General features: G+C 75.1%; 9 protein-coding genes. All 9 read right to left on the reverse strand.

What is annotated here, in order from left to right; translation table 11 throughout:
• Positions 1-153: 153 nt before the first annotated feature.
• Genes gspD through gspG form a run of 9 tightly spaced genes read right to left on the reverse strand, consistent with a single transcriptional unit; the run spans position 154 to position 7,855 of the window.
• Positions 154-2,445: a type II secretion system secretin GspD gene (gene gspD, locus EYQ95_RS25275; protein ID WP_132331827.1), complete on the reverse strand. Its 2,292-nt coding sequence runs from the start codon at positions 2,443-2,445 to the stop codon at positions 154-156.
• Between the two features lie 9 nt (positions 2,446-2,454).
• Positions 2,455-3,225, reverse strand: a complete 771-nt coding sequence (locus EYQ95_RS25280; protein WP_132331829.1) for a general secretion pathway protein GspN — start codon at positions 3,223-3,225, stop codon at positions 2,455-2,457.
• Positions 3,215-3,853 (reverse strand): type II secretion system protein GspM, encoded by a 639-nt coding sequence (gspM, locus tag EYQ95_RS25285; RefSeq protein ID WP_243700079.1) that lies wholly within the window; start codon positions 3,851-3,853, stop codon positions 3,215-3,217. The genes EYQ95_RS25280 and gspM overlap by 11 nt, the downstream gene beginning before the upstream one ends.
• Positions 3,850-4,995: a PilN domain-containing protein gene (locus tag EYQ95_RS25290; protein ID WP_132331842.1), complete on the reverse strand. Its 1,146-nt coding sequence runs from the start codon at positions 4,993-4,995 to the stop codon at positions 3,850-3,852. The genes gspM and EYQ95_RS25290 overlap by 4 nt, the downstream gene beginning before the upstream one ends.
• Positions 4,992-5,882 carry a general secretion pathway protein GspK gene (locus tag EYQ95_RS25295; RefSeq protein WP_132331831.1) on the reverse strand — a complete coding sequence of 297 codons (891 nt, stop codon included), beginning with the start codon at positions 5,880-5,882 and terminating at the stop codon, positions 4,992-4,994. The genes EYQ95_RS25290 and EYQ95_RS25295 overlap by 4 nt, the downstream gene beginning before the upstream one ends.
• A complete protein-coding gene (locus EYQ95_RS25300) occupies positions 5,879-6,511 on the reverse strand; it encodes a prepilin-type N-terminal cleavage/methylation domain-containing protein (RefSeq protein WP_132331833.1) in 633 nt (210 codons plus the stop codon). The genes EYQ95_RS25295 and EYQ95_RS25300 overlap by 4 nt, the downstream gene beginning before the upstream one ends.
• Complete coding sequence (locus EYQ95_RS25305; RefSeq protein ID WP_132331835.1) at positions 6,508-6,927, reverse strand: prepilin-type N-terminal cleavage/methylation domain-containing protein; 420 nt, start codon at positions 6,925-6,927, stop codon at positions 6,508-6,510. The genes EYQ95_RS25300 and EYQ95_RS25305 overlap by 4 nt, the downstream gene beginning before the upstream one ends.
• Positions 6,924-7,427 carry a GspH/FimT family pseudopilin gene (locus EYQ95_RS25310; protein WP_132331837.1) on the reverse strand — a complete coding sequence of 168 codons (504 nt, stop codon included), beginning with the start codon at positions 7,425-7,427 and terminating at the stop codon, positions 6,924-6,926. The genes EYQ95_RS25305 and EYQ95_RS25310 overlap by 4 nt, the downstream gene beginning before the upstream one ends.
• Positions 7,424-7,855 carry a type II secretion system major pseudopilin GspG gene (gene gspG / locus EYQ95_RS25315; RefSeq protein ID WP_132331839.1) on the reverse strand — a complete coding sequence of 144 codons (432 nt, stop codon included), beginning with the start codon at positions 7,853-7,855 and terminating at the stop codon, positions 7,424-7,426. The genes EYQ95_RS25310 and gspG overlap by 4 nt, the downstream gene beginning before the upstream one ends.
• Positions 7,856-8,377: the final 522 nt, after the last annotated feature.

The raw sequence follows: 8,377 nt of genomic DNA on the forward strand, positions 1-8,377 counted from the left end.
AGACGCGGGTGCCGGCCGGGGTGGAGGCGTCCAGCGCGGCGAGGCAGGCGTCCAGCGCCGCGTCGTCGGGGCCCACGGGCACCACGACCACGGGCAGGTCCGCGCCGGGCGCCGCCGCCCCCGGCGCGCTCGCGGGCGCGTCGGGCATGGCGGTCAGCGGACTTCGGTGCCGGCCCTGGGCGAAGGCGCGCGACGCAGCGGCTCCATCGCGCGGAAGCGGCGGCCGTACTCGTCGGTGAGGTCGCGCACTTCCTGCGGGTTGCGCACCACCGTCGGGGTGAGCAGCACGATGACCTCGTTGCGGTCGGTGCGCGAGGTCTGCCGGCCGAACAGGCCGCCGATCACCGGAATGCGGCTCAGGCCGGGCAGGCCCGAGGAACCGCGGCGCACGCCGTCGCTGATCAGGCCGGCGAGCATCACCGTGTCGCCGCTCTGCACCGCCGCCTCGGTCTTGAGCTTGCGCGTGTCGATGCGCACGTTGCCGTTGCGGTCCTGCTCACTGCCCGGCGAGGAGACTTCCTGCACGATGTCCAGGAAGACCATGCCATCGCGGGTGATGCGCGGGCGCACCTTGAGGATGGTGCCGGTGTCGAGGTACTGCACCTGGCTGTAGGTGGTCTCGTTGCCGAGCCCGGGATTGACCGTCACCGACGAGATCGGGATGCGGCTGCCGACGTTGAGCGTGGCCTCGGCGTTGTTGCGCACGAGCACGCTGGGGGTCTGCAGCAGCTGCAGGTCGGTGACCTGGTCGAGCGCACTGATCACCGCCGCCGCATTGGTGCCGAGAAAGGTCCAGGCGATTCCGCCGGGGCCACTCGTGCTGTTGGTCGGCTGCGCTTGGCGCAGGCTGCCGCGCAGGTCGCCCCAGATTGAGCGGCCAGCGGCATTGGGCAGGCCGGCGCCGCCGTTGGCGACGGTGTCGCTCACCGCCTGCTCGAAGAACCAGTTGACGCCGTACTCGAGCGCGCCCGTGAGCTGCACCTCGACCACCTGGGCCTCGATCTGCACCTGCAGGGGCATGACGTCGAGCCGCTCGATGACGTCGCGGATCGATTTCCACGCCTGCGGCGTGGCCCGCACCAGCAGCGAGTTGGTCTCGTCCACCGCCGACACGCCCACGCGCTGGCCGTCCACGTCGAAGGTCACGCTGCCGTTGCCGCCGCCGCTGCGCGGGTCGAGCGAGAGCGAGGCGTTGGTGCCCGTGCTGTTGCCGGTGCCCTCGCCCGCGGGCGTGGGCGCGCCGCCGATGGCCGCGGTGGCGCCGTCGTCGGTATCGCGCAGTTCGACCGGGTCCAGTCCCGGCATCAGCGAGGGCGCGCCGCCGCCGTCGCCGGATGCGGAGCGGCCGCTGCCCCCGAACACCTCGGCGAGGCGGTCGGCCAGGTCCTTGGCCTTGATGTACTTGAGCTCGTAGGAGAACAGCTTCGGCTCGGTGCCCGCGCTGTCGATGCGGTCGAGCCACTGCTTGATGTCGTCGAGGTACGCGGCCTGCGGCGTGATCACCAGCACGGCGTTCGCGCCTTCCAGCGGCATGAAGCGGAACATGCCGGCCACGGGCGACTTGCTGTTCTCGCCGAAGACCTTCTCGAGGTCGGCGACCACGCGCGTGGCGCGTCCCGATTCCAGCGGGAACACGCCCACGCTCATGCCCGAGAGCCAGTCGACGTCGAAGACCTCGATGGTGCGCAGGTAGTTCTCCAGCTCGGCCCGGCTGCCCGTCACCGTGATGACGTTGCGGGCGTTGTCGACGCCGATGATCGAGTTCGGCCGCGCGTAGGGCTTGAGGATCTTCTCCATCTCGGTGGCCGAGACGTACTTCAGCGGCACCGTGCGCGCCTCGAACCCGCGCGCGGTCGAGGCCGGCCCGGTGCGCGGAGCGACGTTGCCGGCGACGGCCTGGTCGGCCGGCACGATGTTGTAGCGCCCGTTGGCATACACCATGCGGGCGTTGTTCCAGCCCAGCACCATCTCCAGCAGGCTCATCGCATCGGCCGGGCTCACGGGTTTGGGCGTGGCCAGCGTGACCGTGCCCTGCACGTTGGGCGCGATCACGTAGTTCTGGCCGAGCATGTCGCCCAGGATCGCCTTGACCACCGCATGCAGCGATTCGCCTTCGAAGTTGAAGGTCGCCCCGCCCGTGCTGCCGCCGAAGTTCGGCGGCGGGGCGCTGGCCGCGCCGCGATTGATGACCTGCCCGGTGCCGCGGCGGATCTGCGCGGTGGGCGCGGCCTCGTCGGCCGGCAGCGGCGCGGTGACGATGCCGCCGTCGACGGCCGCGGCCGCGCGGGTGGCGGGCGTGCCGGCCGAGGGCGCATCGAGCACCGCTTCGCGGCGCACGCTCGGCACCGGCGCGGTGGCGCAGCCGGCGAGCACGGAGGCGATGGCGACCGCGACGAGGCCCTGGCGGGCCGGGTGCGGGCGAAGGTGGGTGAAGCGTCGGCTCATGGCGGGGACTCAGCGGGCCGGCGGCGCGGGAGGCGCGGCGGTCGGCGGGTTGGCGTTCTGGGCGCGTTGGCGCATGGCCTCGCGGCGGGCCTCGATGCGGCGGCGGATCGCCTCGATCTGCTGCGGATCGGGCGCCGCGGAGGCATCGGTGGGCGGTGGCGCGGGGGTGGGCACGGTGGCGGCGCCGGGGCCCGGCACCGGGCCCGGCATCTCCACCGGCGGCGGCACCGGCCCGGTCGGCGGCGTGGGCATGCTCGGGGTGGGCGCGGCGCCACCCTGGCCGCCGAACACGCGCAGCTGCAGGGTCTTCTCGCCCTCGGGGCCGACGAACGTGGCGCTGCGCGGCGCCAGGCCGCTGAGGTGCCAGCCCGGATACGCCTCGGGCGCCTCGCCCACGCGGACGCGCCAGGCGGCGCTGCCGTCGGGCTTCTGCACGATGGCGATGCGCGCCTGCGGCGTGATCAGCACGCTGGTGAGCACGAGGTCGAAGGCGGGCGCATCGCTGGGCTGGCCGCCGGCGCCCTGCAGGGAGAACGGATGCGGGCGGCGGTCGGTGGCGAACAGCGGGCGCGCGGCGATGGCGGCGTACTGGCTGGCCGGGCCGAGCGCGGGCGCGGTCGACTGCGGCAGGGCGGGCAGCGGCGGCGCGCGCATGGCCGCCGTGTCGGGGGCCGGCAGCCGCGAACCCATGCCGGCCAGTGCCAGCAGCCAGGCCGCGACCGCCCAGGCCGCGGCGGTGCCCAGGAGCAGGGTGCGGGGGGCGACGTCCTCAAGGCGCATCGGGCCCTCCCGCGGGCACGGGCTCCGCCGATGGCCGCAGGTAGCCGACCAGGTCGAAGCTCACGTCCAGCCCGGTGCCCTGCCCGGTGCCCGAGCCGGGTTCGACCGCCCCGAAGTTGAAGCGCTGGGCGAGCACGTTGAGGTTGTCGACGAACAGCCGCGGCGTGCCCGCCTCCAGCGCGTGCAGCACCATGGCCAGTTCCGGCGTGCCGCACTGCATGCGCACCTGCACCACCACGCGGGGATAGCGCTCGCGGCCGGCATCGGGCACCGGCGAACGGTTCTGGATGGCGCAGCTGCGGTTGCCCGGGCTGGCCTGCTGTACCACCGCCTCCAGGCGCTGCACCAGCCCGGCGGTCGCCAGCTCGACGCTGGTCTCGGGCAGGAAGCCCGGCTGCGAGGCCAGGCGCTGCTGCGCCACCTGCAGCTGCCGGGCCACCAGCGGCGCCCGCGCGATCTGCGCGCGCAGGCGGGCATCGCGCTCCTGCAGCTGCTCGATGCGGGCGTTCGCTTCGCGCATCGGCACCGTCCACCCGGGATGCACGAGCACGAGGTAGGCCAGCGCCAGCACGGCGGCCAGCAGGCCCAGCGCGATCCAGCGCTCGCGGTCGGTCACGACCGGCGTCACGGGCGCGGCCCCGCCGGCGTGGCATCGGCCGGGCCGACGTCGGCGACCAGGGTGAAGCGGTCGCGCCCGCTGGCCGGGTCGGGCTGCACCGCGCCGGCGAGGGCGGGCGCGTGCCACAGCTGCGAGCCCTGGAGCTGCGTGACCAGCGCCGAGGCCTGGTTGCTCAGGCCCATGAGCGTGAGCTTGTCCTGCTCGATGGCGAGCTTCTCCAGGTAGGTGCCGTCGGGCAGGCGGCGGGTGAGCTCGTCCATCACCTCCACCGCCGCCGGCCGCTCGCGGCGCAGGCCGTCGAGGAAGGCCTGGCCCTCGATCAGGTCGGTCAGCACCTGGCGCTGCGCCGCGGCCTCGCGCGCGGGGCCGGTGCGCTCGCGCACGGCCTGCTCCAGCGCGTCGGCGGCGGCCCGGCGGTTGTCCAGCACGAGCCACAGCGCGGCCGTGATGCCGAGCAGGGCCACGCTGCCCAGCACGAGGTTCCACAGGCGCCAGGGGTCGTGGCGCGTCCCACGGGCGGCGGGGTCGAGCAGGTTCACGCCGCGCGGCAGCCCGTCCGCGCCGGCCATGTCGATGCCGGCCAGGCGGCCGCCCAGCCCGCCCAGCGCGGCCAGCTGCGCGTCCACGCCTTCGCGCGGGGCGACCACGAGCTCGACGTCGAGCTGCCCGTCGGGACGGCGGCCGAGCAGGCGGGCGTCGAACATCACGGCCTCGGCGGCGAACGGCGTCTGGCGGTCGATCTCGAAGCGCACCACGTCGCGCAGGCGGTCGGCCGCGGCGGCGGGCAGCGCCATGCGGCGCACGAGGCCGCTGGCGGCGGGCAGCAGAAGCCAGCGCGGCAGGTCCTGCGCGGCCGGGGCGAGCACGCCGGCCAGCGGGTCCACGCCGGGTTCGGGCGGGGGCGCGGGCAGGTGGCCGAGCTCCTGCAGCGCGCCCTCGCGGTGCAGGCGCAGGGCGACGTCGTCGCCCGCAGGCTGGAGCAGCAGGCGGCCGCGGTCGAAACCGAGCACCCGGCGCACGCGCAGCGGCAGCCAGGCGGCGAGCGCGCGGCCCCACCAGGCGAGCAGGCCGCGCAGACCGGTGGCCTGGGGCGCGAGGCGGGCGCCGAAGCGCCCGAGGCCGCGCAGGCGGCCCCCGAGTACCGAGGTCATCGTGGCGAAGTCCCCTCCTCCCAACGCAGCGGCGTATAGGCCATGCCCGGAACGGCGCTGCCGCCGGTGCGCACCACCACACGCAACGCGGCGATCCTGCCGTCGCGGAGCCGTGCCTGGCTTTCGATACTATACGTGCCGCTTCCGAACGCCTGCAGCGCCTCCGCACCCGGCACGCCCGGCAGCGGCTGGCCGGTGGCCGGGTCCCAGGCCTCGCGGCGGCGGACGATGCCCTCGCCGTCCATGCCCAGCGCGGTGAGCACCGCGGCGGAGGCGTACGCGGGCTCCGGCCGCGCCCGCCCGGTGTAGACGGTCAGGTGCGGCGCCAGGCGCGCGTACTCGTCGGCGCCCACGCCCAGCACCTGCAGCAGTTCGCCCACGCTTTCGAACTCGGCATCCTTCGCGCCGTACGGCAGCCCGGCGCTCGCATAGTCGGGGTCCTCGGCCCCGCCGGCGGGCTGCGTGAGCGGATCGGGATCGCGCCAGTCGAGGATGGCCCCGGCGATGCGCTCGGCGCGCTCGCGCGGCAGGCCCACGGCCTGTGCGAGCCCGGTGAGCAGGCCGGCGTCGGACTGGTTGAGGTCGACCTTGCCGTCCTCGTCCAGGATGCGGACGGTGACGTCGGCATCGCCGTAGCGCCAGGCATAGGCGCGGCCGTCGGGCCGCCACTGCACGCGCGGGTCGGTGGCCGCCACGCGCACCAGCGCGTACTCGATGCCCGCACGCGCCGCGGCTCCGCCGACGGCCCCGCCCACGATCGCGCGCCCCTGCAGGCCTTCCGTGCGTGCCAGCAGCGCGAAGGCGCCGACCAGCGCGGTCAGCAGCGCGACCAGCCACAGCACGAGCAGCAGCGCGGCGCCGCGGACGCGCGGGGCGGCCGGCCTCATCGCACGCTCCCGCCCGCGTAGGCCCCGGCCAGGCGCGGGGCGACCACCAGCGTCGGCCAGTCGCGGCCATCGCGGCCCACCAGCCGGATCTCGACCAGCAACGGCAATTGCTCGACCGCGGTCCACTCCTCCTGCCAGTCGCCCAGCCTGCCCTCGGCATCGAGGCCGCGATAGCGGAAGCGGGCCTCGCGCAGGCCGTAGGCCAGCACCTCCGGGCGCGCGTCGCGCTCGGGGACGCTGGTGCCGGCCTGCACGACGGACAGGTCGAGCAGCAGCCGCACGTCCTCGCCGTCGCGCTCGACGCGCAGGTCGTGCAGGCTGGGACCGCCGCGGCCGATGTAGTCGGGCAGGTCGGCGACGAAACGCATGCGCCCGCCGTCGCCCACGAAGCGCATGGGCAGGCCGCTGGCGCGGTCGGTATCGAAGCTGGCACCGCGCGCACCGGCGATGCGCCGCCGCAGGAAGCCCTGCACGGCGCGCACCTGTTCGTTGGCCTGCGCAAGCTCCTCGCCGCGTCGCGTGGTGCCGGTGGCGCCGATGACGGTGGCGAAGGCCAGCGTCAGGCCCGCAGCCAGCAGGGCCGAGGCCAGCAGCACCTCGATCAGCGTGAAGCCGCGCGCGCGCCTCATGGCGCCGCCTCCAGCCCCGGCGGCACCAGGCGGAGGCTGCGCAGCGCGAGCCGCTCGCGCGGGCCGCCCTCGCCCCATTCCATCGACAGCTGCAGTTCCATCATCCGCGGCGCGGACGGGTCGACCGGGCCGGGCGGGCGCGCCGGATCGCGCCAGCGGCGCACGTCCAGCACCCAGCGGTAGCGCCCGTCCTCCAGCACGCCGTCACGGCGGCCTTCGCGCAGCGGCCCCTCGAGGTCGACGCGGTCGAGCAGCGACTCGGCCAGCAGCGCCGCGCGCCCCGCGTCGCCCGACCAGCGCACCTGGCGGCTCGAGTTGGTGAGGATGCCCAGCAGCATGGTCAGCGCGAGCGCCAGCACGCCGAAGGCGATCACCACCTCCAGCAGCGTGTAGCCGCGGGCATGGGCGCGCTTCACCGGGCGGGACCGCGCGCGACGCGCACTTCGCCGGTGAGCCAGCGCACGTCCACGTCCCAGGCCGCCCCTTCGCGGACCAGGCGCACACGCCCACCGGTGGACGCGCCGTCGTGGAAGAACAGGATCGCGCCGGCATCGTCGCGCACCTGCGCCTGCCGGGCACCGGTGAACTCGATGCCCAGCGCCGGCGGGAGCTCGCCGCGGCGGCCGTCGGGCGCCTCCCACACGCGCGTCCGCGGGTCGATGGAAAAGCGCTGCGTCTGCCCGCTCGCGATCGCCCGCGTGCGCGTGTAGCGAAGCTGCGAGGCGACCTCGCGCGCCGCGCCGCGCAGCTGCATGCCCTTGAAGCCGCCGCCCATCGCCGAGGCGGCGAGCAGGCTCATCAGGCCGACCAGCACGATCACCACGATCAGCTCGATCAGCGAGACGCCGCGCGCGCGGCGGTGTCGCGGCATGGACCGGCGTCGCGCGGTACCCGGCGCGGGCCGGCAGGGGATCATTCGTAGCGGACGTCGGCGTTGACGCTGTCGCCGCCGGGCTTGCCGTCGGCACCCAGCGAAACCAGGTCGAAGGAAGCGCCGGACTCGCCGGGCACGCGGTACTGGATCGCGTTGTTCCAGGGATCCTTGAGGTCGGCCTCCTTGGCATACGGGCCCAGCCAGCCGGCCACGCCGGTGGGCGCGGTCACGAGCTCGCCGAGCGCGCCGGGCTTGCGGCCGGTGTCCATCTCGAACTGCTCGATCTTGCCGGCCAGCGTCTGCAGCTGCGACTTCACCAGGTTGGTCTTGGCGCGGTCCGAGCCGCCGAGGATGCGGCTACCCACCACCGTGAGCACTAGGCCGATCAGCACGATCACGATGATGATCTCGATCAGGCTCATGCCGCGCTGCAGGGCGGCGGGACGGGTCGGAAGGCGGCGACGGTGCATCGGGGGACTCGCAGCGGGGGCGGGCTGCCTTATTACCAAATTGCGGCGGCCATGCGGCGGATCCGGGCCCGCCACGTGGCGCGCGACCCGGCAGGTGGGTTCAGCTTGGTGAGGCGGCGACGCTGCGCGGACAGGTGAAACGCGTGTGGGCGAAGCCTGGCCGCATCCGTCGCGGGCGACGTATGAGCGTCATGCCTGCGGCGCCCTGCCCGGCCCTGCACGGTCGGGCCTTGGCGCAGACGCCTCGGGTCAGGCGCATGCGCGACGCGTGCGGTGACGCGTCCGGCCCGGCGCAGCGCGCCGGGCGTTCGGATGGCCTGCGCGGCAATGCCGCGGAGTCGGGGATATGCGCGACGCGTGCGGTGGCGCTTCCGGCCCGGCGCAGCGCGCCGGGCGTTCGGATGGCCTGCGCGGCAGTGCCGCGGAGTCGGGCGCATGCGCGACGCGCGGGGTGGCGCGTCAGGCCCGGCGCAGCGCGCGGGCCACCACCGACACGTACTTGCCCTGCGGCTTCGGCCACTG

The organism is Lysobacter sp. N42, from assembly GCF_004344885.1.

Excerpts from the sequence above, each read along its gene's own strand:
- gspD (WP_132331827.1), bottom strand. The coding sequence starts at position 2,445 with ATGAGCCGACGCTTCACCCACCTTCGCCCGCACCCGGCCCGCCAGGGC.
- EYQ95_RS25280 (WP_132331829.1), bottom strand. The coding sequence starts at position 3,225 with ATGCGCCTTGAGGACGTCGCCCCCCGCACCCTGCTCCTGGGCACCGCC.
- EYQ95_RS25290 (WP_132331842.1), bottom strand. The coding sequence starts at position 4,995 with ATGACCTCGGTACTCGGGGGCCGCCTGCGCGGCCTCGGGCGCTTCGGC.
- EYQ95_RS25295 (WP_132331831.1), bottom strand. The coding sequence starts at position 5,882 with ATGAGGCCGGCCGCCCCGCGCGTCCGCGGCGCCGCGCTGCTGCTCGTG.
- EYQ95_RS25300 (WP_132331833.1), bottom strand. The coding sequence starts at position 6,511 with ATGAGGCGCGCGCGCGGCTTCACGCTGATCGAGGTGCTGCTGGCCTCG.
- EYQ95_RS25310 (WP_132331837.1), bottom strand. The coding sequence starts at position 7,427 with ATGATCCCCTGCCGGCCCGCGCCGGGTACCGCGCGACGCCGGTCCATG.
- gspG (WP_132331839.1), bottom strand. The coding sequence starts at position 7,855 with ATGCACCGTCGCCGCCTTCCGACCCGTCCCGCCGCCCTGCAGCGCGGC.